This is a genomic window from Azospirillum sp. (assembly GCF_035628975.1).
Taxonomy (GTDB): domain Bacteria; phylum Pseudomonadota; class Alphaproteobacteria; order Azospirillales; family Azospirillaceae; genus Azospirillum.
This window is the reverse complement of record NZ_DASPIS010000143.1, coordinates 42,572-68,704: the sequence shown is the minus strand read 5'-3', so window position 1 is coordinate 68,704 and position 26,133 is coordinate 42,572. Positions and strand designations below refer to the sequence as shown.

21 protein-coding genes are annotated in these 26,133 nt (G+C 69.0%); 12 read left to right on the top strand and 9 right to left on the bottom strand.

All coding sequences use genetic code 11. From position 1 onward, the window contains the following. Both VD964_RS29425 and VD964_RS29420 read right to left on the bottom strand, forming a co-directional pair. On the bottom strand, positions 1–537 hold a 537-nt coding region (locus VD964_RS29425), incomplete at its 3' end, for a S49 family peptidase (protein ID WP_324871976.1). Positions 538–594: 57 nt separating this feature from the next. Further along, positions 595–1,167 (bottom strand): peroxidase-related enzyme, encoded by a 573-nt coding sequence (locus VD964_RS29420; protein WP_324871975.1) that lies wholly within the window; start codon positions 1,165–1,167, stop codon positions 595–597. A gap of 209 nt (positions 1,168–1,376) precedes the next feature. On the opposite strand from VD964_RS29420, the gene VD964_RS29415 reads away from it, so the two are divergent. Continuing rightward, positions 1,377–2,450, top strand: coding sequence for a response regulator (locus tag VD964_RS29415; protein WP_324871974.1), 1,074 nt, complete (start codon positions 1,377–1,379; stop codon positions 2,448–2,450). 7 nt (positions 2,451–2,457) lie between these two features. Here VD964_RS29415 and VD964_RS29410 read toward each other — a convergent pair whose 3' ends face one another. The 3 genes from VD964_RS29410 to VD964_RS29400 all read right to left on the bottom strand — a co-directional run bounded on the left by VD964_RS29410 (position 2,458) and on the right by VD964_RS29400 (position 5,225). Continuing rightward, positions 2,458–2,754: a type II toxin-antitoxin system RelE/ParE family toxin gene (locus tag VD964_RS29410; RefSeq protein ID WP_324871973.1), complete on the bottom strand. Its 297-nt coding sequence runs from the start codon at positions 2,752–2,754 to the stop codon at positions 2,458–2,460. Positions 2,755–2,763: 9 nt separating this feature from the next. Next, a complete protein-coding gene (locus VD964_RS29405) occupies positions 2,764–3,060 on the bottom strand; it encodes a hypothetical protein (RefSeq protein ID WP_324871972.1) in 297 nt (98 codons plus the stop codon). A gap of 92 nt (positions 3,061–3,152) precedes the next feature. Next, the gene (locus VD964_RS29400) at positions 3,153–5,225 is read right to left on the bottom strand and encodes a methyl-accepting chemotaxis protein (RefSeq protein ID WP_324871971.1); all 2,073 of its coding nucleotides are present in this window, start codon (positions 5,223–5,225) and stop codon (positions 3,153–3,155) included. 314 nt (positions 5,226–5,539) lie between these two features. Between VD964_RS29400 and VD964_RS29395 the strand changes: the two genes are divergently transcribed. From VD964_RS29395 to VD964_RS29375, 5 genes are all read left to right on the top strand, one after another. After that, the gene (locus tag VD964_RS29395) at positions 5,540–6,814 is read left to right on the top strand and encodes an LL-diaminopimelate aminotransferase (RefSeq protein ID WP_324871970.1); all 1,275 of its coding nucleotides are present in this window, start codon (positions 5,540–5,542) and stop codon (positions 6,812–6,814) included. Continuing rightward, positions 6,814–8,118, top strand: coding sequence for a homoserine dehydrogenase (locus VD964_RS29390; protein ID WP_324871969.1), 1,305 nt, complete (start codon positions 6,814–6,816; stop codon positions 8,116–8,118). Before VD964_RS29395 ends, VD964_RS29390 begins: the two co-directional genes overlap by 1 nt. A gap of 66 nt (positions 8,119–8,184) precedes the next feature. Then, positions 8,185–9,186 (top strand): class II fructose-bisphosphatase, encoded by a 1,002-nt coding sequence (glpX, locus tag VD964_RS29385; RefSeq protein WP_310113416.1) that lies wholly within the window; start codon positions 8,185–8,187, stop codon positions 9,184–9,186. A gap of 218 nt (positions 9,187–9,404) precedes the next feature. Beyond that, a complete protein-coding gene (locus tag VD964_RS29380; RefSeq protein WP_324871968.1) occupies positions 9,405–9,617 on the top strand; it encodes a DUF1127 domain-containing protein in 213 nt (70 codons plus the stop codon). 279 nt (positions 9,618–9,896) lie between these two features. Further along, complete coding sequence (locus VD964_RS29375; protein ID WP_324871967.1) at positions 9,897–11,096, top strand: ATP-binding protein; 1,200 nt, start codon at positions 9,897–9,899, stop codon at positions 11,094–11,096. A 70-nt stretch (positions 11,097–11,166) separates the two neighbouring features. On the opposite strand, the gene VD964_RS29370 is transcribed toward VD964_RS29375, so the two are convergent. Then, positions 11,167–11,484: a hypothetical protein gene (locus tag VD964_RS29370; RefSeq protein WP_324871966.1), complete on the bottom strand. Its 318-nt coding sequence runs from the start codon at positions 11,482–11,484 to the stop codon at positions 11,167–11,169. Between the two features lie 125 nt (positions 11,485–11,609). Between VD964_RS29370 and cutA the strand changes: the two genes are divergently transcribed. The 5 genes from cutA to pbpC all read left to right on the top strand — a co-directional run bounded on the left by cutA (position 11,610) and on the right by pbpC (position 21,742). Continuing rightward, positions 11,610–11,942 carry a divalent-cation tolerance protein CutA gene (cutA, locus tag VD964_RS29365; RefSeq protein WP_324871965.1) on the top strand — a complete coding sequence of 111 codons (333 nt, stop codon included), beginning with the start codon at positions 11,610–11,612 and terminating at the stop codon, positions 11,940–11,942. Between the two features lie 175 nt (positions 11,943–12,117). Further along, complete coding sequence (gene glp, locus VD964_RS29360) at positions 12,118–13,356, top strand: gephyrin-like molybdotransferase Glp (RefSeq protein WP_324871964.1); 1,239 nt, start codon at positions 12,118–12,120, stop codon at positions 13,354–13,356. Continuing rightward, the gene (locus VD964_RS29355; protein WP_324871963.1) at positions 13,353–14,264 is read left to right on the top strand and encodes a LysR family transcriptional regulator; all 912 of its coding nucleotides are present in this window, start codon (positions 13,353–13,355) and stop codon (positions 14,262–14,264) included. The genes glp and VD964_RS29355 overlap by 4 nt, the downstream gene beginning before the upstream one ends. 191 nt (positions 14,265–14,455) lie before the next feature. After that, positions 14,456–19,672 carry an alpha-2-macroglobulin gene (locus tag VD964_RS29350; RefSeq protein ID WP_324871962.1) on the top strand — a complete coding sequence of 1,739 codons (5,217 nt, stop codon included), beginning with the start codon at positions 14,456–14,458 and terminating at the stop codon, positions 19,670–19,672. A 3-nt stretch (positions 19,673–19,675) separates the two neighbouring features. Then, entirely contained in the window at positions 19,676–21,742 is a 2,067-nt protein-coding gene (gene pbpC / locus VD964_RS29345) for a penicillin-binding protein 1C (protein WP_324871961.1), read from the top strand. Between the two features lie 12 nt (positions 21,743–21,754). On the opposite strand, the gene VD964_RS29340 is transcribed toward pbpC, so the two are convergent. Further along, complete coding sequence (locus VD964_RS29340; RefSeq protein ID WP_324871978.1) at positions 21,755–21,964, bottom strand: hypothetical protein; 210 nt, start codon at positions 21,962–21,964, stop codon at positions 21,755–21,757. 684 nt (positions 21,965–22,648) lie between these two features. Between VD964_RS29340 and VD964_RS29335 the strand changes: the two genes are divergently transcribed. Then, complete coding sequence (locus tag VD964_RS29335; protein ID WP_324871960.1) at positions 22,649–24,217, top strand: multicopper oxidase family protein; 1,569 nt, start codon at positions 22,649–22,651, stop codon at positions 24,215–24,217. 206 nt (positions 24,218–24,423) lie between these two features. Here VD964_RS29335 and VD964_RS29330 read toward each other — a convergent pair whose 3' ends face one another. After that, on the bottom strand, positions 24,424–24,651 hold the full coding sequence (locus VD964_RS29330; protein WP_324871959.1) for a SlyX family protein: 228 nt from the start codon (positions 24,649–24,651) through the stop codon (positions 24,424–24,426). A gap of 81 nt (positions 24,652–24,732) precedes the next feature. Further along, positions 24,733–26,022 carry an Nramp family divalent metal transporter gene (locus VD964_RS29325; RefSeq protein WP_324871958.1) on the bottom strand — a complete coding sequence of 430 codons (1,290 nt, stop codon included), beginning with the start codon at positions 26,020–26,022 and terminating at the stop codon, positions 24,733–24,735. Between the last annotated feature and the right edge of the window lie 111 nt (positions 26,023–26,133).

Here is a 26,133-nt window from a genome sequence, read left to right as displayed (position 1 = left end):
CTGGGCGAATTGCGGCTGCACGCCCAGCTGCTCGAAGGCATCGCGGGCGAAGGGCAGTTCCGCCGACAGGCCGGTGATGCCCAGCGTGCCCAGCGGCTGCAGCCACACCTCGTCGAAGGCGCTGGCCAGCAGGTAGGAGCGATTGCCCGGCCCGCCCCCGCCATACTCCTCCGCGAAGGCGACGGCGAAGCGGCCCGAGGCGCGGAAGCGCTCGATGGCTGCCCGCAGCTCCTGCGTCTGGGCGAATCCGATGCTGTCGTCGCTGAAGCGGGCCAGTACGCCCTTCACCTTGGGGTCGCGCCGGCCGCCGTCCAGCGCGTCGAGCACCTCGCGCAGAGTCGTCTGGTGCTCGAAGAAGCTGCCGATCCTGCCGCTTTCGCTTTCGGCCAGCGGCTTGGTCAGGTCGAGTTCCAGCACCACCGCGTCGGGCAGGGCCGGTTCGTGGCGGACGGCCAGCACCACCACCGCGACCGCCCCGGCCACCAGCAGGAAGCCGATGACGGCGAACAGTCGCACGAAGAAGCGGACGATCCTCATGATTCCAACCCTGTGTGGCCTCGGTGGTGCCGGACGACCGGCGCTGAAAATCCAGCCTCAACGGTCCTGGCTGTGGTACTCGCGGTTGGGGATCATGTCCACCGCGGTCGCGACACGGTTGGACATGTTGTAGAAGCCGACCGTATCGGCAATGTCGAAGATGTCCTCCGCGCTGAATCCGACGGCGCGCAGGGCCTCGCGGTCGGGCTCGCCCACCGACATCGGTTCCTTCGTCAGCTTCCAGGCGAAGTCGAGCATGGCGCGCTGGCGCGGTTCCAGCGGGGCGACGCGATAGTTCGCAACCAGCATCTCGCCCAGTTCAGGGTCGCCCGACAGCTTGCGCACCGCCTGCCCATGGGCGACGAGGCAGTAGTAGCAGTGGTTGGCCGAAGACACGACGACCGCGATCATCTCGCGTTCCAGCTTGCTGAGTCCGCTCTCGCCCAGCATCAGCTCGTTATAGACCATGGCGAAGTTGCGCAGCTTTTTCGGCCGCAGGCTGTAGGCCTGGAGCACATTTGGAACGAAGCCCAGCTTTTCCACGCATTTGTCGAACAGCACCTGCATGTCGGGGTCGAGGTCCGGCTTTTCCGGCAGGGGCAGGGCCATGACGTGATCGGGCTGCGGCATCGGGCGAATCCTCTCGTTGTTGGTTGGTGCGTCTGTTTGCCCGGCGGAGGGTAACCGCGGCGGCGGCTCCTGTCTCGTGTGGCCTGAATCCGGCGGGTTGTCCCGTGCGCTTGTCTCTCGCCAAAGCGGCGTGGCTGTGCAAGAAGAAGGGGTACTGAATGCGGGGATATGGCCCGCTTTACCAATCAGATGGCGCCAAGCAGATGGCGATGACCCAGCCGAAGCTCGATCTTCTGTCCGTCCTTGTGGTGGAGGACAGCGGCTTCATCCGCGCGGTCCTGACCGCCACCCTGCGCACCATCGGCATCGGCCGGGTGGAGGGGGTGGCGAGCGGCGCCGACGCCATCCGCTGGCTGGAGGAGCGGCGGGCCGCCCTGCCGCCGGGGACCGCCCCGGTCGACCTGATCCTGTCCGATCTGGTGATGCCCGAGGTCAACGGGCTGATGCTGCTGCGCTGGATCCGCTACAGCCCGAAGAGCCCCGACAAGTTCCTGCCGGTCCTGATGCTGTCGGGGGCCGCCGACCGCCAGTATGTTGAGCAGGCCCGCGATCTCGGCGCCACCGACTTCATCGCCAAGCCCTTTTCGGCGCACACCATCGCCAGCCGGCTGCTGTTCGCCATCGCCCGGCCGCGCCGTTTCGTTCTGGCCAAGGGCTACTTCGGGCCGGACCGCCGCCGCGCCGACAAGCCGGTCGCCATGGACTGCCGGACCACCGCGCCGTCGGAAATCCTGGTGGTGCGCAGCGCGTCGAAGGCGCGCGGAATCGACCGCTTCCCGGTGATCTATTTCGACCTGCCCAACCGGCTGGGCGCCAAGGTCGGCCTCGCCCCGCGCGACCCGGTTCCCACCCTGCCGCCGGAGGTGCTGGCCGCCGCGGAGGAGGAGATCCTGAACCGGGCCGGCGACTATGCCGTCTGGATCGGGGCGGAGGTGGAGGAGATGGGCCGCCGCGTCGACCGCCTGCCGCGCGAACCGGACGCCGTGTCCGGCCTGCTGGCCCAGGTCAACCGCTCCGCCCACGAGATGCGCGGGCAGGGTGGCATCTTCGGCTATCCGCTGATCACCCACATCGCCAAGTCGCTCTACGAGGCCACCCGCGGCGGCCTGACCACGGTGACCGCCAACGAGCACCTGCTGTTCAAGGCCCATGTCGACGCGATCAAGGCGGTGATGACCGGCCGCGTCAGCGGGGACGGGGGCGCGACCGGTCAGCAGCTTCTGGCGTCGCTGGAGGTGGCGAAGCGGAAATACGCCAAGGCGACGGAGGTGGGGCGGGGGTGAGGTCGTCCTAATCCTGCATGATCCGGGGCAAGTCGCGTGCACCGTGAATAATCCGGATCACGATCACCCGATGCGGTTCGGTGTGGCTGTAGACGATGACATAAGGCTGTAAAGCCAAGCTGCGCAGGTTTGGACCCAGTTCCGGACGGGCGCGGCCGATGCCGGGAACCGCAGCAATCTTCCGGCAATGTTCTCGAATGTCCAACACCAGACGAACGGCGGCGAGAGGATTCTCATGCGCGATGTAATCGGCGATCTGCTCCAGATCGGCTTCCGCCGCCGCTGTGAGTTCCAGTCTCGCCATGCCGGGCGATCAATCCCGATCGGGGTGTCTTGCCCCTGCGTACTTCGCGATCAACCGTTCGAAAACCTGCTCGCCGTCGATCGTTCGGCCTGACACGGCATCGTCCAACCCCACGGCGATGTCGTCCTGCAACGCCTGAACGCGCTCGTCCTCGCTTTCCTCGACGGGCTCCACCGTCACGCGGAAGCGTGTCCCCGCCTGCGGGCGGAAGGGCAGCGCGGCGGCAATCGCGCGCGGCAGCTCCTCCGCGAGAATGGTGGTTGTCACCTGCCGTGGGTGTGGCGGCGGCATTCGGGAAACTGGCATCGCAGAAGCCTCCGGGGCGGGAGCGGGGCAGGGCGTCGTCAGGATACACGCCTCACCATGGGGTGAACAGCGAGGACGCCTGCCCCTTCCCCTCACGCCGTCCGGATCTGCCCGATGAAGTTCGTCACGTCGCTGCGCAGGCTGTCGGCGTTCTGCTTGAGGGCGTCAGCCATCTGCAGCACCTCCTTAGCCATGCTTCCGGCGCGGCCGGCCTCTGTGCTGACCAGGGCGGCGTTGTGGGAGACCTGGTCGGTGCCGTCCGCGGCCTGACGGACGTTGCGGCCAATTTCAGCGGTTGCGGCGTTCTGCTCCTCCACCGCGGCGGCGACGGCGGAGATGTTTTCCTCGATGCGGGTGACGATGGTGCCGATGCCGCCGATGGCCTGGACGGTCTGGCTGGTGGCGGACTGGATTTCGGCGACCTTCGCGGTGATGTCGTCCGTCGCCTTGGCCGTCTGGCTGGCCAGCTGCTTCACCTCGCTCGCCACAACGGCGAAGCCCTTGCCGGCCTCGCCGGCCCGTGCGGCCTCAATGGTGGCGTTGAGGGCGAGAAGGTTGGTCTGGCTGGCGATGTCGGTGATCATCCGCACGATCTCGCCAACCTGCTGCGCGGCATCGCTGAGATCGGCGATCACGCCGGCGGTGTGGCGCACGTCGGTTACCGCGCGTTCCGCCATGTCGGTGGAACCCGCCATCTGGCGCCCGATCTCGGCGATGGAGGCGGTCAGTTCCTCCGTCGCGGCGGCCACGGCCTGGACGTTGCTGGACGCCCCTTCGGACGCGCGTGCGACCGACAGCACGTGATCTTCGGTGTCGGAGGCGATGCGGCTCATCTGCTCGGCATTGCCGCGCAGGCCGGTGGCCGCGCCGGCCAGCCGTTCGGCCACCGATTCGATGTGGCGGTCGAACTCCTCCACCAGCCGTTCCAGCCGCTCCGCCTCGCGCAGGCGCTCCTGCTGCTGCCGTTGCTGTTCGGCGGCGAGCCGGTCGGCCTCGGCGAGGCTGAGGCGGAACTGGTCCAGGCGGCGGGCCATGGCGCCCAGCTCGTCCGCGCGTTCGGCCCCGGCGACGGTCAATTCGCGCTCGCCCGCTTCCATCCGCGCCATGTCCGAGTTCAGGCGGGCGATCGGACGGGTGATATTGCGGGCGACCAGCACCGCGATCAGCGTCATCATCACCAGCAGCACGGCCACCCCGATGACGACGCCGGTGAGGCGGGTCATCGAATCCCGGACGTCCCGGCTGGCAAGCGCGATCAGGTTGTCGGCCACCCGCATTTCGACGGTGCGCAGCATGTCGATGGTGACGGTGATGGTGTCGAACCACTTGCCGGCATCCACGCCCTGGTTTCCGGCGCCATAGGCGGACGCGACGCCGATGCGGCGCATCCGCTCCACCTCCTCAACGACGCCGCCGGTGAAGGTCCTGTCGAAGAAGGCGGCTTCCTCGGCCGTCATCTTGGCCTTCAGGCCGGCCATCAGCGCCTTGTATTCGCCGTTCAGTTCGATGAAGCGTTCATGCGCGTCGGCCGGGAACCGGTCCTTGCGGAAGGCGGCGCCGCCGACCGCCCGCTGCTGGCCCAAGCGTTCCTTCGCCTCCGACAGGGAGACCATGGCATCGGCGGCGCGCAGCTGGTCGCTGTCGTCGGACATGCTGCGGGCCTGGCCGGCGGCGTCCAGCAGCTTGCGGATCATGACGGTGTAGCTCGCCACCGTTTCCAAGGGCGACTGGGTCATGGCGTTCACGCCGCTACGCAGGCCGGACAGCTGCGACAATGCGTCACGGGCGCTTGCCATCGCCGCAGCCACATGGGGGTCGCGGATGCGGGCGGCGGCGAATTGCGGCATCAGGTCCGCCAGCTTGCCGTCCGATGCGGTCCGCACCGTCTCCATCCGCCGGCGGTCCTCGTCCAGCTTTCCGCTGAGGAACACCGACGACGACCCGCGCTCCTTCTGCAGTTCGTGCACGAGGCTGGTCATGCCGACCGACAGGCGGGTGACGGATGCCAGATCGTCGGCGCGGCGGCTCGCCTGGAGCTGGTCCCACACCAGCAGCGACGATGTGATGACCACGCCCGCCATCGGAATGGACAGGGCGAGCGCCAGCTTCCGCATGACGCGCATATTGCCGAGGAGGCCGTCGGCGGCCTTCAAAAGCGAAACCATCTCACATCTCCAGCAGACGGGACCGTCTGGTCGCGTTTGGGCGCTTCTGCGACGCACCCGACCTTAGTAATATGAAGGCTAATGAGTTAAGGCACAGTTAGGTTTAACCACGACATAGTTGAGGGAATTGATTGGTCGCTCTTCCGTGCCGCCTTTCCGGCGCTTGCGCGGCGGCTTGCGGCGAAAGCACCGTCCCTGCCGCGCATCCCGCGAAATTTGCCTCGCTTCCGTCGCGTCAGGGCGGTAGAACGTCAGTCCCGGTCCGCAGGTCTCTTGGGTTCGTGGCGTGACCGGAGCGGTCTTCCGGAGCGTCCATGTCGAACAACGAATTCCATCGCATCAAGCGCCTGCCGCCCTACGTCTTCGCCGAAGTGAACGCGATGAAGGCGCGAGCTAGGGCCAACGGCGCCGACATCATCGACCTCGGCATGGGCAATCCCGACCAGGCGACCCCGCAGCACATCGTCGACAAGCTGGTCGAGGCCGTGCGCGATCCGAAGACGCACCGCTACTCGAATTCCCGCGGCATCCCCGGCCTGCGCAAGGCCCATGCCGCCTATTACAAGCGCCGCTTCAACGTTGACATCGACCCCGAGACCGAGTGCATCGTCACAATCGGCTCGAAGGAAGGGCTGGCGAACCTCGCCCAGGCGATCACCAGCCCGGGCGACATCATCCTGGTGCCGAACCCCAGCTATCCGATCCACCCCTTCGGCTTCATCCTGGCCGGCGCCTCGGTGCGCCACCTGCCGGTGGGGATGGAGAACGGGGCGTCGACCGACATCGACAGCTTCATGATCATGCTGGAGCGCGCCGTGCGCCACAGCGTGCCGAAGCCGCTGGCGCTCGTGCTGAACTACCCGTCGAACCCGACGGCCGAGGTGGTCGGGCTCGACTTCTACCGCCCGATCGTGGAGTTCTGCCGCAAGCACGGCATCTACATTCTGTCCGATCTGGCCTATGCCGAGATCTTCTTCGACAACGACCCGCCGCCCTCGATCCTGGAGATCCCGGAAGCGCGCGAGATCGCGGTCGAGTTCACCTCGATGTCGAAGACCTATTCGATGGCCGGCTGGCGCATCGGCTTCGCGACCGGCAACAAGACGCTGATCACCGCGCTGGCCCGCATCAAGTCGTATCTCGACTACGGCGCCTTCACGCCGATCCAGGTCGCCGCCGCCGCCGCACTGAACGGTCCGCAGGACTGCGTGCAGCAGGTCCGCGACATGTACAAGCAGCGCCGCGACGTGATGATCGAGGGTCTGGCCGCCGCCGGCTGGGAGGTTCCCAGCCCGAAGGCGTCGATGTTCGCCTGGGCGCCGATCCCGCCGCAGTTCGCCCATCTGGGCTCGCTGGAATTCTCCAAGCTGCTGCTGCAGCAGGCGGAGGTCGCTGTGGCGCCCGGCATCGGCTTCGGCGAATACGGCGACGGCCATGTCCGTCTGGCGATGGTGGAGAACGTCCACCGCATCCGTCAGGCGACCCGCAACATCAAGGAGTTCTTCCGCTCCAACGCCGGCGGCGTTGCGGCGAGCAAGGACCCGGTGGCCCGTGCCGCCCTTTTGGAATCCGAGAAAGCGAAAGCCTGATGCCGAACGCCCAGCAAGCCCCCCTGAAAATCGCCGTCGCCGGCCTTGGTACGGTCGGCGCCGGTGTCCTGAAGCTGCTGGACACGCAAGGTTCGCTGATCGAACAGCGCTGCGGCCGCCGGATCGAGGTGGTCGCGGTCAGCGCGCGGTCCAAGGGCAAGGATCGCGGCGTCGACCTGTCGCGGGTCCAGTGGTTCGACGATCCCGTCGTCATGGCCGCGCAATCTGGTGCCGATCTGGTGGTGGAGCTGATCGGCGGCTCGGAAGGTCCGGCGCGCGACACCGTCGCCACGGCGCTGGAGACCGGCAAGCACGTCGTCACCGCCAACAAGGCGCTGCTGGCCGTCCATGGCACCGAGATCGCCCGGAAGGCCGAATCCAACGGCCTGACCGTCGCCTTCGAGGCGGCGGTGGCCGGCGGCATCCCGATCATCAAGGGGCTGCGCGAAGGTCTGGCCGCCAACGGCGTGTCTGAAATCCACGGCATCCTGAACGGCACCTGCAACTACATCCTGACGGAGATGCGGACGACCGGCCGCGACTTCGCCGATGTGCTGGCCGATGCCCAGGCTCTCGGCTATGCCGAGGCCGATCCCAGCTTCGACATCGACGGCGTCGATGCCGCGCACAAGCTGGCGATCCTCGCCTCCGTCGCCTTCGGCACTCCGGTCGACTTTTCTTCCGTCTACATCGAAGGCATCCGGCAGGTCTCGGCGGTCGATTTCGACTATGCCGACCAGTTGGGCTTCCGCATCAAGCTGCTGGGCATCGCACGTCGCACCGATGCGGGTGTCGAGCAGCGCGTCCATCCCTGCATGGTGCCGAAGACCGCGCCGATCGCGTCGGTGGACGGCGTGTTCAATGCGGTGGTGGCCCAGGCGGACTTCGCCGACCGGGTGCTGTTCGTCGGTCGCGGGGCCGGTGCCGGGCCGACTGCGTCGGCGGTGGTCGCCGACCTGATCGACATTGCCCGCGGGCGGTCTACGCCCACCTTCGGCGTTCCGGCCGATCGGCTGGGCGCGGCAACTCCCTCGCCGATGGAGGCGCGCCGCGGGTCGTACTACGTCCGCCTGATGGTGGTGGACCGCCCCGGTGTGATAGCGGATATCGCAGCGGCGATGCGTGACCAGAACGTCTCCATGGAGCAGTTCCTGCAGCGCGGCCGTTCGCCGGGCGAAGGCGTTCCGGTGGTCCTCACCACCCATGACACCGACGAGGCGGCCATGCAGCGCGCGCTTGCGACCATCGCGGCCAGCGACAACGTGCTGGAGCCGCCGCGGATGATCCGGATCGAGCAGTTCTGATCTGCCCCGTTTCCCAGAATAACCAAACACAGCCTTATACGACCGAAGAGTCGGGGGGAGCACACGATGTCTACGCCGTCTACGCATGTCGATCTGTCCCACATGGACCGCAACCTCGCGCTGGAGGCCGTCCGCGTGACCGAGGCCGCCGCCCTGTCGGCCTCGCTGCTGATGGGCCGCGGCGACGAGAAGCTGGCCGACCAGGCCGCGGTCGACGCCATGCGCCAGGCGCTCAACACGCTCTACATCGACGGCACCGTCGTGATCGGCGAGGGTGAGCGCGACGAGGCCCCGATGCTGTACATCGGCGAGAAGGTCGGTGCCGGCATCGGTTCCGGTCCGAAGGTCGACATCGCGCTCGACCCGCTGGAAGGCACCACCATCTGCGCCACCGGCGGTCCGAACTCGCTGGCCGTGATCGCCATGGCGGAGGAGGGCGGCTTCCTGAACGCCCCCGACGTGTACATGGACAAGATCGCCGTCGGCGCCGGCCTGCCGGACAACATCGTCGACCTGGACGAGACGCCGGCCAACAACCTGAAGGCGCTGGCCAAGGCCAAGGGCACCGAGATCGAGGAACTGCTGGTCTGCATCCTGAACCGTCCGCGCCATGCCGAGCTGATCGCCCGCGTCCGTGAAGCCGGCGCCCGCATCATGCTGATCAACGACGGCGATGTGTCGGGCGTCATCGCCACCAGCCAAGCCGGCACCGGTGTCGACATGTATGTCGGTTCCGGCGGTGCGCCGGAAGGCGTGCTGGCCGCCGCGGCCCTGCGCTGCATCGGCGGCCAGTTCCAGGGCCGTCTGCTGTTCCGCAACGACGACGAGCGCGCCCGCGCCGCCAAGTGGGGCGTAACCGACCTGGACAAGAAGTACAGCCTGCACGAGCTGGCGCGCGGCAACGTCATGTTCGCCGCCACCGGTGTCACCGACGGCGCCATGCTGAAGGGTGTCCGTCGGGTTCCGGGCGGCGCCTATACCCATTCGGTCATCATGCGCTCCAAGTCGGGCACGGTCCGCTACATCGAGGCGCACCACAACCTGTCGCGCAAGCCGGCCGTCAAGTAAGCCTGACAGCACCAGGGCTTTGTTTTTGAAGACGCGCGGGGGGAGACCTCCGCGCGTTTTTTCGTGTCCGCTTTGATCTGGCTCCATTTGCCTACGAAGGTTCTATCGAATTCGCGCAGGTCTGCCGCCGCCGCGCCGCAGAGGGTCGGTCATTGATTTCGCGGCTGCAAAAGGCAAAATAGGTTCATGTAATCGAGCGCCAAGCGCAGGAGATCATCATGGCCTACTCTTCGATGCAGTCTACGTCCGGTGAATTGTTTGGCGCCGGAACAAAGGGCAGCACTGTCATTCAACGTGTCGTTCATTGGGTCCGCGAACGGATTGAACTTCGCCGCGCGGAAAGTGAGCTGAACCACATGTCCGACGCCGAACTGTCCGACATCGGTCTGACCCGGGGCGAGATCCACAACGCGGTTCGTCGCGGCTATTGATAGCGGGACTATCGAAGGGCTTGCCCAAAGCGTCTGGCGCCGAACGGCCCATCTGAGTCCCGAATGCGGAAAGCCCCGGAAAATTGCCGGGGCTTTCGCATATGCACAGGCATTAACCATTTCTTCATGGACCCTGCCCATGCGGCACATATGCCTGGGAGGGGTTGCGCGCTGCAGCAGAGTTATGGTTAATGCAGTTTAACATTAACCCCGGTTCTGTTCTAAAATGGAAACGGGGCGCCTTCGGGAACCCCAATCCTCCGTGAGAGCCGTGGTCGCATGAGTCTCATACATCGCCTTCAGTCGCTGGAAGCGGAGCGCGACGCCGCCCGGGAGGAAGCCGAGCGCGCCAATCTCGCCAAGGCGAAGTTCCTCGCCGCCGCCAGCCACGATCTCCGCCAACCCCTGCAAGCCCTGTTCTTCCTGTCCGCGGCCCTGGCCCGCCATGTCGGCGACCATAACGGGCGCGACCTGCTGTCCCGGCTCGACCAGGGGCTGGACACCATGAAGGGGCTGCTGGACGGCCTGCTGGAGGTTTCCCGGCTGGAGGCGGGCGTGGTGACGCCGGTGCTGGACACGTTCGCCGCCAGCGAGATCACCGACGCGCTCGATGCCGCCTATGCCGAGCAGGCCACCGCCAAGGGGCTGGTCTGGCGGGTGGAGGGCTGCGAGGCCGTTCTGCGGACCGACCGTGGCCTGTTGATGCAGCTGTTGCGCAACCTGGTCGACAACGCCCTGCGCTATACCGAGGCCGGCGCCATCCGCATCCGCTGCCGGGTCGATGGCGAGAGGCTGGCCATCGAGGTGCAGGACACCGGAATCGGCATTCCGCCCGAACATCTCGACCGCATCTTCGAGGAGTTCCATCAGGTCGGCAATCCGGAACGCGACCGGCTGCGCGGACTGGGGCTGGGGCTTGCCATCGTGCGGCGGCTGTCGCAGCTGCTCGACCATCCGGTTCAGGTGCGCTCGGTGCAGGGGCAGGGCTCCGCCTTCCGGGTGCTGGTGCCGCTGGCTCCCGCCCGCCTCATCCCCACCCGCGCGGGCGGGGTGGACCGCCGGCCGGTGATCGACCGGCCACGGCTGGCGGTGTTGGTGGACGACGATGCGGTGGTGCTGCTGGGTCTGCAGACGGTGCTGACCGAATGGGGGTTCCGCGTGGTCGCGGCGGACGGCCCCGACCGGGCGATGGACCGGCTGGAGGCTCTGGACCGGGCGCCGGACATCGTCATCGCCGATTACCGGCTGCGCGAGGGGCGTGTCGGTACGGAAGTGATCCGCCGCGTGCGCGAACGCTATGGGGAGGAGATCCCCGCCATGATCCTGACCGGCGAGACGGGCATCGATACGCTGGCCGACGTCTCCGCCCATGGCGTGGCCGTGCTGCATAAGCCGGTGACCCCGCGCCAGCTGCAGGCCGAGGTAGACAGGCTGCTTCGGATCAAGCGCGTCGACGGCGTCGCCCAAGTCGCCCAGTGACGGGGTCGCCCGGTAACCGGAGCGTCCCGCAAGGGCAGAGGCGTTCCTGCCGTCGCGCCATGAGTTGACCTCAGATCAGCGCACCTTGGCGCGCATCATCCTCCGCCCCGTCGGCCGGGACTTCCTCGTTGCAGCCCTGTCCATTCAGCGCGACGCGCCCGGCTTCGGTCAGGCGGCAGACCAGCCAGTCCGGCTTCAGCGGATTGTCGAACCAGCGTTCCGCCCAGCCGGCTTTCAGGCACGCCTCGACCGTCGCCTTCTTCACGCGCTGCCCCCTCTCGTCGAACAGCGGCAGCTTGCCGCCCGGCTGGTCCAGACCGCGGCGCAGCCAAGCCCCCTGGACGTCTGACGGGGCGCTGCGGGACGGGGAACGGCGGGGCTTGGCCATGGACGGGCGACTCTTGCGGAAACGGGATGGGACAGGGGGTGCCGGCCCTGGTGGGGGCTGTGGCAAAGTGGGGGCATCCTACGCGAAAGCTCATCGCAGGTGCATCGAAAAGGAGGAGCCCTTCCATGCTTGAGACCGGGACCGACCTGCTGGTCTTCGCCTACATCACCGCCGGCTCCAAGGAGGAAGCGCTCCGCATCGGCCGCACCCTGGTGGAGGAGCGCCTGGCCGCCTGCGCCAACATTCTGGACGGCATGACCTCCGTCTATCGATGGAACGACGCCATCGAACAGGCGGAGGAGGCGGTGCTGATCGCCAAGACCCGATCCTCGCTGTTCGACCGGCTCACCGCCCGCGTGCGCGACCTGCACAGCTACGAGACGCCTTGCGTGGTGGAGCTTGCGGTCGGGCGCGGCAATCCCGCCTATCTGGACTGGTTGCGGGCGGAGACAGCCTGACCGGCCGGGAGGCGGAAGGGGCGCGCAACCGGCACATGCCGAAACAGGATCTTGACGTCGATCAAGGTCGCGCGCTGCAGTTGGCGCTACCGATCGCGCGACTTGGCCGCTCCTTCGGGCGAGCGCGATAGCCGACCGGCGCGTCGCTGGACACCTTATCGAGGACATCGAGACCATGGACGATTGCTCCGCACACGGCCCCACCCCCCTGTCGCTGGACGAGGCGGTCGCGCGCGTCGCGCAGGGTTATGGCGCCGTGACAGGGACGGAGGAAGTGCCGCTGCGCCAGGCGCTCGGCCGCGTGCTGGCGGAGGAGGTGGTGGCTCCGGTCAATGTGCCGCCGGCGGACGTGTCCGCCATGGACGGCTGGGCCTATGCCGCCGATGCCGGGGAGGGGTTCCGGCGCCTCGACATCGTGGGGCGCGTGCCGGCTGGCTCCAAGTTCGAGGGAACCGTCGGGCCGGGGCAGGCGGTGCGCATCTTCACCGGCGCGCCGGTCCCGGCCGGCGTCGATACCGTGGCGATGCAGGAGGATTGCCGGACCGACGGCGACGCCGTCCTGGTCCCGGCCTCGCTGAAACGGGGCTCCAATATCCGTTCGGCGGGAGAGGACATGACGGCCGGCGCCGTCGTGCTGCACCCCGGCCAGCGGATGCGCGCGCAGGAGGTTGGGCTTGCTGCCGCGGTCGGCCGTTCAAGCCTGACGGTGCGCAAGCGGCTGACGGTCGTGCTGTTCTCCACCGGTGACGAACTGCGGGAGCCGGGGGTGCCGAAGCCCGACCATGCCATCTATGACGCCAACCGCTACACGTTGGCCGCTCAGCTCGATGCGCTGGGGGTGGAGGTGCGCGACCTCGGCATCCTGCCCGACCGGCCGGACGCCACCCGTGCCGCGCTGGCCGAGGCCGCCGGCACCGCCGACCTGATCGTTACCAGCGGCGGCGTGTCGGTGGGCGAGGAGGACCATGTCAAGGCGGCGGTCAACGCACTGGGCTCCATCGACCTGTGGACGCTGGCGATCAAGCCGGGCAAGCCGCTGGCGCTGGGCCGGGTCGGGGATACGCCCTTCCTGGGGCTGCCCGGCAACCCGGTGTCGGCGATGGTCACCTTCCTGCTGGTCGGCCGGCCGCTGGTTCTGCGCCTGTCGGGGGCATCCAGCATCGCCACGCCGCGCAGTCTGGTGGTCGCCGACTTCACCTTCACCAAGAAGCCGGGCCGTCGCGAGTTCCTGCGTGCCCGGCTGGAGCGTGGGGCCGATGGCCGTCCGGTCGCCGTGAAGTTCCCCAGCAACAGCTCCGGCGTGCTGACCTCGATGGTGGAGGCCGACGGGCTGGTCGACGTGCCGGCGGAGGCCACCGCCGTGCGGCCGGGCGATCTGGTGGACTTCCTGCCCTTCACCGGCCTGTTCGCGTGACTCTGGAGCAGCTGCGCATCTTCGCCACGGTGGCGGAGATGCTGCACTTCACCCGTGCCGCCGAGGTGCTGCACCTGTCGCAGCCGGCAGTCAGCGCCGCCATCGCCGCGCTGGAGGCGGAGCATGGCCTGCGCCTGTTCGACCGCATCGGCCGGCGGGTGGAACTGACCGCCGCCGGCCAGCTGCTCCACAGTCAGGCCCGCGCCATCCTGGCGAAGGTGGAAGAGGCCGGCACCATGCTGGCCGAGCTGTCGGGCCTGTCGCGCGGCGCATTGCGGCTGGCGGCCAGCCAGACGGTCGGCAACCACTGGCTGCCGCCGCGCCTGTTGCGCTTCGCCGAGGCCTATCCGGGCATCCGCGTGGACCTGTCCATCGGCAACACCGAACAGGTCGCGGAGGCCGTGCGCGACGGGCGCGCCGAACTGGGCATTGCCGAGGGCGCGGTGTCCGATTCGGCGCTGGTCAGCGAACCGATCGAGGGCGACCGCCTGCGGCTGGTGGTGGGCGGCTCGCACCCTTGGGCCGGGCAGGGACGGGTCAGTCGGGAGGAGATGGCCGCTGGACGCTGGATCCTGCGCGAACCCGGTTCCGGCACCCGCGCGCTGTTCGAGGCGGCGATGCGCGGTGTGGGGGTGGACCCGGACGGGCTGGATGTCGCGATGACGCTGCCCGGCGGCGGGGTGATCCGCGCGGCCCTGCTGGCCGGGGTGGGGGCGAGCGTGCTCTCGGACCTGATCGTCGCGGAGGATCTGGCCGCCGGACGGATCGTGGCGCTGGAGGGGCTGGACCTGCCGGCCCGGCCCTTCCATCTGCTGCGCCACCGCGACCGCTACCGCAGCATCGCCGAGCGGGCGTTCGTGCGCTTGGCGGTGGGGGATATTCCCTCTCCCCCCCGGGGAGAGGGTTAGGGTGAGGGGGACGCGGCGCGGCCCTTTCCCGAGAATCCAACCTGTGCATCCCTCTCACCCCGACCCTCTCCCCAGGGGGAGAGGTAGAGTCCAGCAAGCTATCGGGAAGTGGCATCGGCACTTCGGCTTATCGCCATAGCCCGATTATCGGCGCTATAACCGGGCATTCCCGCTTCCGGTTGTAAGGCGACATGATGGTACGGCTGCTGACGCTGCTCTGGGTCCTTTTGGTGATGGCCTTTGCGGCGGGTCCGGTCCGCGCCGACTACACGCCGCCGGGGGCGCTGTCCGATGCCACCGCCTATGCCAACGGGCTGCTGCTGAAATCGCCGCCGCAGCCGAAGCCGCAGGTGATCGCCGACCTGCTGAAGCAGGCGCGCGCCGCCCGCGACCGCAAGGACATGGCCGGCGCTATCCAGGCCTATGAGAAGACCATCACCCAGGGCGGCGGCTCGCCATCGGTCTGGCTGGAACTGAGTGCCGCCTGGATGGCCACCACCCCGCCCAACAAGGACCGCGCGCTGCAGAGCGCCGTGATGGCCGGCCAATTCAACCCGAAGGACGAGGAACGCGTCGCCATCCTCTGGCGCATCGCCACGCTGATGGACGAGGCCTTCGGCAAGCCGGACGAGGCTGTCAAGGCGCTGAAGGCCATCCGTGAGCTGGCGCCGAAGCTGGAAGCGGCGACCCTCGATACCCAGGCGCCGAAGCTGGAGGAGCGGTTCGTCGCCATGCGCCGCAAGGCCGGGCTGGCGATGACCGGCGTCACCGTCAACGCCGAAGGCACCAGCCCGCGCGTCTGCTTCCAGTTCTCCGACCGGCTGACCGGCAAGCCGGGCGTGCGTTTCGACGATTACGTCCGGGTGGAGCCGCCGACCAAGACCGCGCTCGAAGCGCGGGAGAACAGCCTGTGCCTGCGTGGCGTCACCCATGGCAACGGCTACACCGTCACCCTGCGCCAGGGGCTGCCCGGCGAGGACGGCGTGGCGCTGAAGGCCGACGAGACCCAGCGCGTGCGCGTGCCCGACCGGCCCTCCATGGCGGCCTTCCGCGGATCCGCCTACATCCTGCCGCGCAAGGGTGCCGACGGCATTCCGGTGGTCAGCGTCAACACCGACCGGCTGGACGTGTCGGTCTACCGCATCGTCGACCGTGCGCTTGTCTCCAACAAATATGACGCCAGCCTGTTCAGCGAACTGACCGGCTATGCCGCGGACCGGCTGGCCCAGGAGAATGGCGAGCTGGTTTGGACCGGCACGTTGGACGTGAAGGGGGAGCGCAATCGCGACGTCACCGCCGCCATCCCGTTCCGGCAGGCGGTGGGCGACGATCCCAAGGCCGGCCTCTATGTCGTCACCGCCCGTCCTCATGACATGGAGGATAGCGACCGCTGGGATGCGTTGGCGACCCAATGGGTGCTGCTGTCCGACATCGGTCTGACCAGCTTCCGCGGGGCTGACGGGCTGACCGTGTTCGCCCGCTCCTTCGGCTCGGCCAAGCCGCTGCCGGGGGTGGATGTGGCGCTGGTCGCCCGCAACAACGCCGAACTGGCCCGCGCCAAGACCGACGAGTTCGGCCGCGCCCGCTTCGCGCCCGGCCTGCTGAAGACCGGCGGCAATGCGCCCGAGATGGTGATGGCCTATCTCGGCACCGACTTCGCCATGCAGGATTTGACCGGCGCCGCCTTCGACCTCAGCGACCGCGGAGTCGGCGGGCGTCCGGCGCCGGGGCCGATGGACGCCTTCGTCTATGCGGACCGCGGCGTCTACCGCCAGGGCGAGACGGTGAACCTGTCGATCCTGCTGCGCGACGACAAGACCGAGGCGGTCGACAACTTCCCGCTGACCGTGAAGGTCATGCGCCCAAGCGGCACCGAATATTACAGCGGCGCCCTGAAGGGCCGGGAAGCCGGCGGCTTCTTCCTGCCGCTGAGCCTGACCCGCACCGCGCCGCTCGGCGGCTGGGAGGTGCTGGTCTACAGCGACCCGAAGGGTGAGCCGATCGGCCGTGGCGAGTTCCAGGTCGAGGACTTCGTGCCGATCAAGCTGGCGCTCGACCTTACCGCCAGCGCGCCGATCCTGGTGCCGGGCCAGCCCTTCGAGGTGGCGGCGCAGGGCCGCTTCCTCTACGGCCCGCCGGCCGCCGGGCTGGACGGCACCGCCGAGGTGGCGCTGAAGCCCGACCCGATGCCCTATCCGGCCTTCAAGGATTATCGCTTCGGCCGGGTGCAGGACAACCCGACCGAGCGGCTCGACCCGCTGGAATTCCCGACCACCGACGATCAGGGCGTCTCGCGTGTCGAGGTGACGCTGCCGGAGGTGCCCGACACCAGCAAGCCGCTGCGCGCCGACATCCGCGTCACCCTGGCCGAGCCGGGCGGGCGCCCGGTGCACAAGTCGGTGAGCGTGCCGGTGCGGCCGAAGACCCATGCGCTGGGCCTGCGCCCGCGCTTCTCCGATGGCCGTATCGGCGAGGGGGCGGAGGCCGCCTTCGATCTCGTCGCCGTGGCGCCGGACGGCAGCGCCATCGCCAAGCCCGGCATCAAGTGGGAACTGGTGGAGGAACGGGTTTCCTTCGTCTGGTTCCGCCGCGATGGCCGCTACAGCTACAACGCCACCGTGCGCGACGTGCCGCTGGCGTCCGGCACCGTCGATGTCGCCGCCGACAAGCCGGCACAGATGGCGCTCGGCAAGCGCGACTTCGGCCGCTACCGGCTGGAGGTGACGGACAAGGCGGCGGGCGTCGCCAGTTCCTACCGCTTCTATTCCGGCTGGGCGAGCGGCGACGAGACCGCCGACATCCCGGACAAGCTGGAGGTCTCCACCGACAAGCAGTCCTACAAGCCGGGTGAGACCGCCCGCATCCGCGTGGCGCCGCCCTTCGCCGGCGAACTGCTGGTGACGGTGGCGACCGATCGCATCTTCGACGTGCGCACCATCTCGGTTCCGGCCGAGGGAGCGACGGTGGAGATCCCGGTCGATGCCGCCTGGGGTCCCGGCGCCTATGTCACCGCCACCGCCTACCGTCCGCCGGTCAAGGGCCGGGAGCGCCAGCCGGTGCGCGCCATGGGCGTCGCCTGGGTCGGCGTCGATCCGTCGGTGCGCACGCTGGCCGTCGCGCTGGACGCGCCGCCGGTGCTGCGCCCGCGCAGCCGGCTGGAGGTCGGCGTGAAGGTCGCTGCCGCCGATGGCGGGTCGATTGAGGACACCTATGTCACGCTGGCCGCGGTGGACGAGGGCATCCTGCGCCTGACCGACTTCGCCAGCCCGCAGCCGGAGAAGCATTATTTCGGCAAGCGCCGGCTGGGCTTGGACATCCGTGACGATTACGGCCGGCTGATCGACCCGCTGGACGGTCCCTACGGCGCCATGCGCCAGGGCGGCGATTCCAGCGGCGCCGGACTGCCGGTGGTGCCCTTCACCGTGGTCTCGCTGTTCCAGGGGCCGGTGAAGGTGGGGGCCGACGGCACCGCCCGCATCGGCTTCGACGTGCCGGACTTCAACGGCGAGCTTCGCGTCATGGCGGTGGCCTACAGCCGTGGTCGGGTCGGTTCCGCCGCCGGGCCGGTGACGGTGCGCGATCCGCTGGTCGCCGACGCCATCCTGCCGCGCTTCCTTGCCCCCGGCGACGACAGCCGGGTGACGCTGTCGCTTCACAATGTGGAGGCGGCGGCCGGCACCTATGAGGTGGCGGTCACCGCGCAGGATGCGGTGTCGGTGGAGGGCGGCAACCTGTCGGTTCCGCTGGCGAAGGGCGAGCGCAAGACGCTGGTCGTGCCGCTGAAGGGCGTCGCCGCCGGCATCGGCCATGTCGCCGTGGCGGTGAAGGGGCCGGAGAATCTGACGCTGAGCCACGAGTACGGCATCACCGTGCGCCCGGCGCGGGCGGTGGAGACGCAGTTCGTCACCCGCCAGATCGCGCCCGGCGAGAGCGTCCGCTTCGACGGGGCGGAACTGGCAACCTATATGCCGGGGACGACCAACTGGTCGGCCAGCTTCACCACCGCGCCGCCCTTCGATGTCGGCGGCATCCTGCGGGCGCTCGACCGCTATCCCTTCGGCTGCCTGGAACAGACGGTCAGCCGTGCCCTGCCGCTGCTGGTGGTGCGCGACGTCGAGCTGGCGCTGGGCAAGGACCGCAAGCCGGACGATGGGCTGGAGGCCCGCGTCCAGCAGGCGATCTCCCGCACGATGGACAAGCAGCGCTTCGACGGCGCCTTCGGCCTGTGGGGCGCCCATGACGAGGCCGACGGCTGGCTGACCGCCTATGCCACCGAGTTCCTGGTGCGCGCCAAGCAGAAGGGCGAGGCGGTACCGGACAAGCCGCTGACCGATGCTCTGACTTGGCTGCGCCAGCGCGCCATCGCCAGCGCGACGGAACCGGCGGATCTGACGGTGCGCGCCTATGCCCTGCACACGCTGGCGCTGGCCGGCGTGTCGCTGCCGGGGCCGGCGCGCTACCTGCACGACACCGCGCTGGAGAAGCTGCCGACGCCGCTAGCCAAGGGGCAGCTGGGGGCGGCTCTGGCCCGCATGGGCGACCAGGAGCGGGCGGCCAGCGCCTTCGATAGCGCCGTCGGCCATCTGGCGCGTGAGGAATGGCACGTCGATTACGGCTCCACCGTCCGCGACGCCGCGGCGCTGGTGGCGCTGATGACCGAGGTCAACATGTCCGGCAACCGCATCCCGGCGCTGATCGACCGGCTTCCGGCCTCGGCCACCGCCGCCAACCGCACCAACACGCAGGAAAAGGCATGGTCGGTGCTGGCCGCCGACGCGCTGCTGCGCGGTTCGCCGGCCAAGGTGGAGGTGACGCTGGGCGGTGCGAAGCGGGATGGCGCGCGGGTCGATTTGACCCCGACGCTGGCCCAGCTGAAGGCCGGCATCCCGGTCGCCAATTCCGGCAAGGCGGCGGTCTGGCAGGCGGTGTCGCTGTCCGGCGTGCCGGTGGCGCCCCAGCCGGCCGCGCGCGAAGGGCTGCGCATCAAGCGCAACTTCTTCACCCGCAAGGGCGAGGTGCTGAACCTCGACACCATCAAGCAGAACGACGTCTTCGTCGTCGTGCTGGAGGGCGAGGCGAACACCAAGCTGTTCCACCAGGGCATGGTGACCCATGCGCTGCCCGCCGGCTGGGAGATCGAGAACGCCAAGCTGGGGGGCGGCACGCCGGAGGAGATGCAGTGGCTGGGCGACCTCAGCTACACCCGCACGACCGAGGCGCGCGACGACCGCTATGTCGCCGCGGTGGACCTGACGGAGGATCAGCAGACCTTCAAGCTTGCCTTCATCGTCCGCGCCATCACCCCCGGCACCTATGAACTACCGGGCGCGTCGGTGGAGGACATGTACAAGCCGCGCTTCTTCGCCCGCCAGAACACCGGGCGGATCACGGTCCGTCCGGCGGAGTGACGATTGCGAAGGTGGTTCCGGCGGGCCGGAGCGGCGGCGGCGGGCATTGCCATCCTGATGGGCACGGCGCTGGCGCTCGACCGGTTGTTCCCGCCGCCGCTGGACCGGCTGGCCGATCTGTCGGTGACGGTCACCGACCGCAAGGGCCAGCCGTTGCGCGTCTTCACCAACGGGGCGGGGGCGTGGCGGTTGCCGGCGACGGCCGAGGACGTGTCGCCCCTGTTCGTCGAGCTGCTGCTGGCCTATGAGGACCGGCGGTTCGAGAGCCATGCCGGCGTCGACCCGCTGGCGGTGCTTCGCGCGGCGGCGCAGAATCTGGGGGCCGGGCGGGTGGTCTCCGGCGCCTCCACCATCACCATGCAGGTCGCCCGCCTGCTGGAGCCGCGGCCTCGCACCTTTACGGCCAAGCTGATCGAGGCGGCGCGGGCGGCGCAGTTGGAATGGCGCTACGACAAGCGCGATATCCTCGGCATGTACCTGACGCTCGCCCCCTATGGCGGCAACATCGAAGGCATCCGGGCGGCCTCGCTGATGCTGCTCGGCAAGCCGCCGGTGGAACTGGATGCGGCGGAGGCGGCGTTGCTGGTCTCGCTGCCGCAATCGCCGTCCCGGCTGCGGCCCGACCGTTATCCGGAGCGGGCGCAGGCGGCGCGCGACAAGGTGCTGGACCGGGTGGCGGAGGCGAGCGCCTTGTCGCCCAGGGCGGTGGCGGAGGCGAAGTCGCTGCCGGTGCCGTCGGCGCGCCTTCCCCTGCCGGCCTCCGCCCCGCATCTTGCCGACCGGCTGCGCAGCGCCAACCCCGGCCGGGCGGAAATCGCCACCACCATCGACGGCACGCTGCAGCAGGCGGTCGAGGCGCTTGGCCGCCGGGCGGCGGAGACGCTGAACCCGCAGGCCGGGCTGGCGGTGCTGGTGGTGGACAACCGCGACCGTTCGGTGCTCGCCTATCTCGGCAGTCCCAATGCGCTTGACGAGACGCGGCAGGGGCCCATCGACATGGTGCGGGCGGTCCGCTCGCCGGGATCGGCGCTGAAGCCCTTCATCTATGGGCTGGGTTTCGACGACGGCATCATTCACCCGCTGACCCAGATCGCCGACGTCTCCACCCGCTTCGGCGACTGGGCGCCGCGCAATTTCGACCGCAGCTTCACCGGAGACCTGACGGTGATGGAGGCGCTGCAGCGCTCGCTGAATGTGCCGGCGGTTTTGGTGCTCGACCGGGTGGGGCCGCTGCGATTTGCCGATGCGTTGCGGCGGGCCGGCGCGCGGCTCGTGCTTCCCCATGGCACGGCGCTGCCGGGCCTGCCGGTGGCCCTGGGCGGGGCGTCGATCAGCCTGTGGGACATGACGGCGCTCTACAGCGGGCTTGCCCGCGACGGGCTCGTCGCACCGTTGCGCGCGACCAGGGAGGAAGTCAATGGGGCGGAACACCGGCTGCTGTCGGCCACGGCGGCGCAGCAGGTTCGGGCGATCCTGGAAGGCTCTCCGCCGCCGCCTGGCGTGGTTCAGGCGCAGGAACTGCGCGGCAGCGGGCCGGTGGCGCTGAAGACCGGCACCAGCTATGGCTTCCGCGACGCCTGGGCCTTCGGCGTGACCGGGCGCTATACGGTCGGCGTGTGGGTAGGCCGGCCGGACGGTACGCCCAGTCCCGACCATTACGGCCGCAACACGGCGGCGCCGCTGCTGTTCGAGGTGTTCGACCGGCTTCCGGCCGACCGTGGAAGGCCCGCCGGCCTGGTCCGCAACGAGACGCCGCCGGAACTGCTGCGCCGCCTGCGGCCCGGCGACGCCGAGGTGGCCGGTCCCCGCCAGACCGACCGGCTTCGCCTGACCTTCCCGGTCAGCGACATGGTGCTGGAAGCGCTGGGGCCGGACGGGAAGGGGGAGCCGATGACCATGACCGCCACCGGCGGGCGGAGGCCGCTGTCCTGGCTGATCGACGGGCGCCGCATCGCCCAGTCGCCCATCGCACGCGAGGTGGTGTGGCGACCGGACGGTCCGGGGCTGGTCCGCGTCACGGTGCTCGACGCGGACGGCCGCAGCGACAGCGCGACCGTCGAGATCCGCTGAGAATTTTTCGGACTAGGACGCGCGCCGCAGACCGAACGGAGCGTCGTCGCGCTGGCTCCACACCCGCGTGCGGACCCGCATCTGCTTCTGGCAATCCACCGAGCAATAGAGCGGTGCCGGCCCCCGCGTCGACGGACGGACGAATGGACGGCCGCAGCAGGCGCAATGCAGCTGACGGGTCGCGATGTGCGGGGTGTTGGCCGGACGGGCGGAGGCGGACATGGTCACGACGAAGGTGGGTTGTTTCGGGTGAGCGCGAATATAGGGGAGCTGTGTTGCAGTTCCATGCTCGGGAAAGCTCTTAGGACTGAATGGGTAATGGGGCTGTCCGGCGGCCGGCGGCGATTGACCGCATCGGCCCGACGGCCTATCTGAAATGGCTGGGTAACAAGCGGGAGCGTTGCGGTGCCGATCTGCGTCACCGACTGGCTGCGGCGGTTGACGGGCATAGCGGGGGCGATAGCCCTGGCTATGCTCGTCCTGCTGCTGTGGCAAGGTACCGCCGTCGCCGCATGCCCGCATGACGGCGACAGCCCTTCGCCCGCGGCCACGGCGCAGCAACACCTGCAATCGGCGGCAAAGACCGACCATATCCGGCCGATTCCGGCCCAGTCGCAAGGATCAGGCCGTCAGGAAGCAGCTCACCATGGTGTGCTGCAGCCCTGCTGCGGCGGCATGGCATGCGCTGCCGTGGCGGCGTCCGCGCCGGGGGAGGAGTTGGTCGTTCCGGTCGTGCTGGCGAGGTCGACGCCGGGTTGGCCCGCCGGACCGTTGCGCGAGGGGCAGGGAGTGCGCCCGGACCTTCCGCCACCGCGGCTGGGATGAAGCGTCCGCGTCGTCCGCGTCCGCTCGGGGCGTGACGGCGCCTTCCGCACTTTCCCCCAATTCGAATTTCCGGTGTCCGCAATGACTCTCGCGCTTTCGCGCCGCCGTCTGCTGTCGACGGCCATGGCCGGCGGCTGTGCCGCGCTGCTGCCCGCCTTTCCCCGCTCCACCCTGGCCGCCGCGCCGGTCGCGGATCAGCCCGTCCGCCTGACCCCCGTCGGTTTGACCCCGGTCGGTTTGACCATTGAGCGCCGCACGCTGGACGTGAACGGCAAGGCGGCGAGCGTGTTCGGCATCCGCCAGCCCAACGGCACGCATGGACTCGTCCTCGATCCCGGACGGCGGTTTCTGGTCGATCTCGCCAATCGGGCGGGAGAAGAGGCAGTGATCCACTGGCATGGCCAGACTCCTCCCTATGCCCAGGACGGCGTGGCGGACATCAACCGCCCGACCATCCGCGACGGCGGCTCTGCGAGCTACGACTTCGCGCCGCGGACGGGCACGCACTGGATGCACTCCCACCACGGCCTGCAGGAACAATTGCTGATGGCGGCTCCGCTGGTGGTCCGCAGCCCCGATGACCTCCGCGCCGACGAGCAGGAGATGACCATCCTGCTGCACGACTTCACCTTCCGCGATCCGGCGGAGGTGCTGGCGGCGCTGACTGGTCCGGCCGGCGAGATGGGGCATGGCAGCCACGGCCAGACGGGACATGGCCAAACGGGGCATGGCCAAACGGGGCATGGCTCACACGGATCCATGGGGCACGGTGCCATGAATCACGGTGGAATGGCTCATGGTTCCGCAGGACATGCCATGTCCGGCGGCATGGCGATGGACCTCAACGACGTCGAGTATGACGCCTATCTCGCCAACGACCGCACGCTTGCGGATCCCGAGGTCGTGCGGGTGGAGCGGAGCGGCCGGGTGCGGCTGCGGGTGATCAACGGCGCCACCTCCACCGCTTTCCATCTCGATCTCGGGCGCCTGACCGGGGAGGTGGTCGCGGCGGACGGCAACCCCGTGCACCCGGTCGCCGGCAACCGCTTCGGGATCAGCATGGGGCAGCGCCTCGACATCCGGCTGACGCTTCCCTCCGAAGGCGGTGCCTTTCCGATCCTTGCCCTGCGCGAGGGAGCGGTGCAGCGGACCGGAATCGTGCTCGCCACGCCCGGCGCCACCGTGCAGCGGTTGGCGGAACGGGGAGACGCCGCGACCGAAGCGCTCGACCTGTCGCTGGAGCGGCGGCTGGTGGCCGGGCAGTCCCTTCCAACCCGCGCAGCGGACCTGTCGACGCGGGTGCGGCTGACCGGGTCGATGGCGCCCTATGTCTGGAGCCTGGACGACCGGATCTTCGGTGCTCATATGCCGCTGATGGTGCGCCAGGGCCAGCGGGTGGAACTGACCTTCGAGAACCCGTCGATGATGGCTCACCCGATGCACCTGCACGGCCATCATTTCCAGGTGGTGGCGATCAATGGCCGTCCGGTGGTGGGGGCGGTGCGCGACACCGTGCTGGTGCCGACGATGGGCAGCGTGACGGTGGCCTTCGACGCCGACAACCCCGGCCGCTGGCCGCTGCACTGCCACAACCTGCTGCACATGGCGACGGGGATGATGACGGAGGTGGTGGTCGAGGGGGTGGGGTGAGCGGCTGCGTTAGACCCCCACCTATCCTCCCCCGCTGGGCGGGGGAGGGACTGCCGCCACTCTCCCGAACAAGCATTTGGTCCCCCCCGCCCAGCTCTCGCACAAAGCATAGCTTTGTGCTGACGCGGCAGGCGGACCATAGGTCCGCTGAGAGCGGGGGAGGGTTAGGGTGGGGGTCTAACGCGGCACGGAAATGCCTCCACCCCTCAATAATGCGGCGGAGGCCGGTCATCCTGCGGCGAGGCGATCGCGTATTCGGCCGCCTCGACCCGGTCGCGCATGCGCTTCAGCTGTGCGGTCAGGCGGTCGATGGTCTGGCCCTGGGCGAAGATGACCTCGGACATCTCCTCCGCCATGCGCTCGTGGTGGGCGAGGCGGCTTTCCAAGTCGGCCAGACGCTCTTCGATAGGACGCTGTTCGAGGACGGGATCCATGGGGCACCGGTCAGACAGTGAGGAACGGGGAGGGGCCGCAAGATGGACCATTCCCCGTTCCGGGTCGAGGTGCCTTTCCGCTCACGCCATCGCCGTGGTGCCGGCCAGCCAGCCGGACAGGCCGGTCAGCAGCAGCACCGTCAAGCTCGCCAGCCGCAGGGTCGACGGCGCCATCGCCAGCCCACCCATCAGCTTGTCGTTGCGCAGCAGCAACAGCATCGGGATCAGGATGAAGGGCAGGGTCAAGGCCAGAACCACCTGGCTCAAGACCAGCAGTTCATCCACCGCGCCGTCGCCGGCACTGCCCAGAACCGCCAGCGCCGGGATCAGCGAGGCGCCGCGGGTGATCAGCGCACGGGTGACGGGGCGCAGGCGCAGGTTCAGGAAGCCTTCCGTCACCATCTGGCCGGCCATGGTGCCGGTGGTGGTGGAGCTCTGTCCGGCGGCCAGCAGGGCGATGGCGAAGATCAGCGCGGCGGCCCCGCCGATGCTGCTGCCCAGCAGGGCGTGCGCATCCTCGATGCCGGGGGTGCTGCCGGTGGTGACGCCCTGGAAGGCGACGGCGGCGACCGCCAGGATGGAGCCGTTGACCAGACCGGCAAGCGCCAGCGCGGTCGACAGGTCGATGGTCAGCCAGCGGGCGGCCTGCCGGCGCTCCTCCGCCGTCTTCACCTCGGCCAGCCGCGAGCGGACCAGTCCGGAGTGCAGGAACAGATTGTGCGGCATGACGGTGGCGCCGATGATGCCCAGCGACAGGTACAGCATCTCCGGATCGCGGGCCAATTCGATGCTCGGGACCAGCCCGGCCAGCAGGGCTCCGGGATCGGGGCGGGCGATCACCAGCTCCCAGGCGAAGCAGACCACGACCACGCTCATCAGCGCGCCGACCACCAGTTCGGGCGCACGGCCCCTCGCACCCGGCAGGGCCAGGATGCCGAAGGTCAGCACGGCGGAGATCACCACGCCGGCCATGATCGGGATGCCGAACAGCAGCTTCAGCGCGATGGCGCTGCCCAGCAACTCGGCTAGATCGGTGGCGATCATCGCCAATTCCGACACGGCCCACACCGCCATCGCCACCGGGCGGGGGAAGCGGTCGCGGATCAGCCGGGCCAGATCCTTGCCGGTCGCCAGCGTCAGCCGGACGATCAGCCCTTGCAGGAAGATGCCGGCCAGGCTGGCGATCAGCACCGCCGACAGCAGCGCGAATCCGAAGCTGGACCCTGCCGCGATGTCCGTCGCCCAGTTGCCCGGGTCCATATAGCCGACCGCCACCACGAAGCCGGGGCCGAGCATGGTCCAGAACCGGCGCCCCGGTGCGGGCAGGCGGGACGAGGTGTCGGTGGCGATGGTGGGGGATGCGGTCTTCACGCCGGTTGCTCCTGAACGGTCCTTGGCGGCCAGAGACTTGACCGCTGATGCAAGAATGGCCGGCCGGTTCGATAGTGTCCAATCGATGTTCCTGAGCATCGCAATAGGACG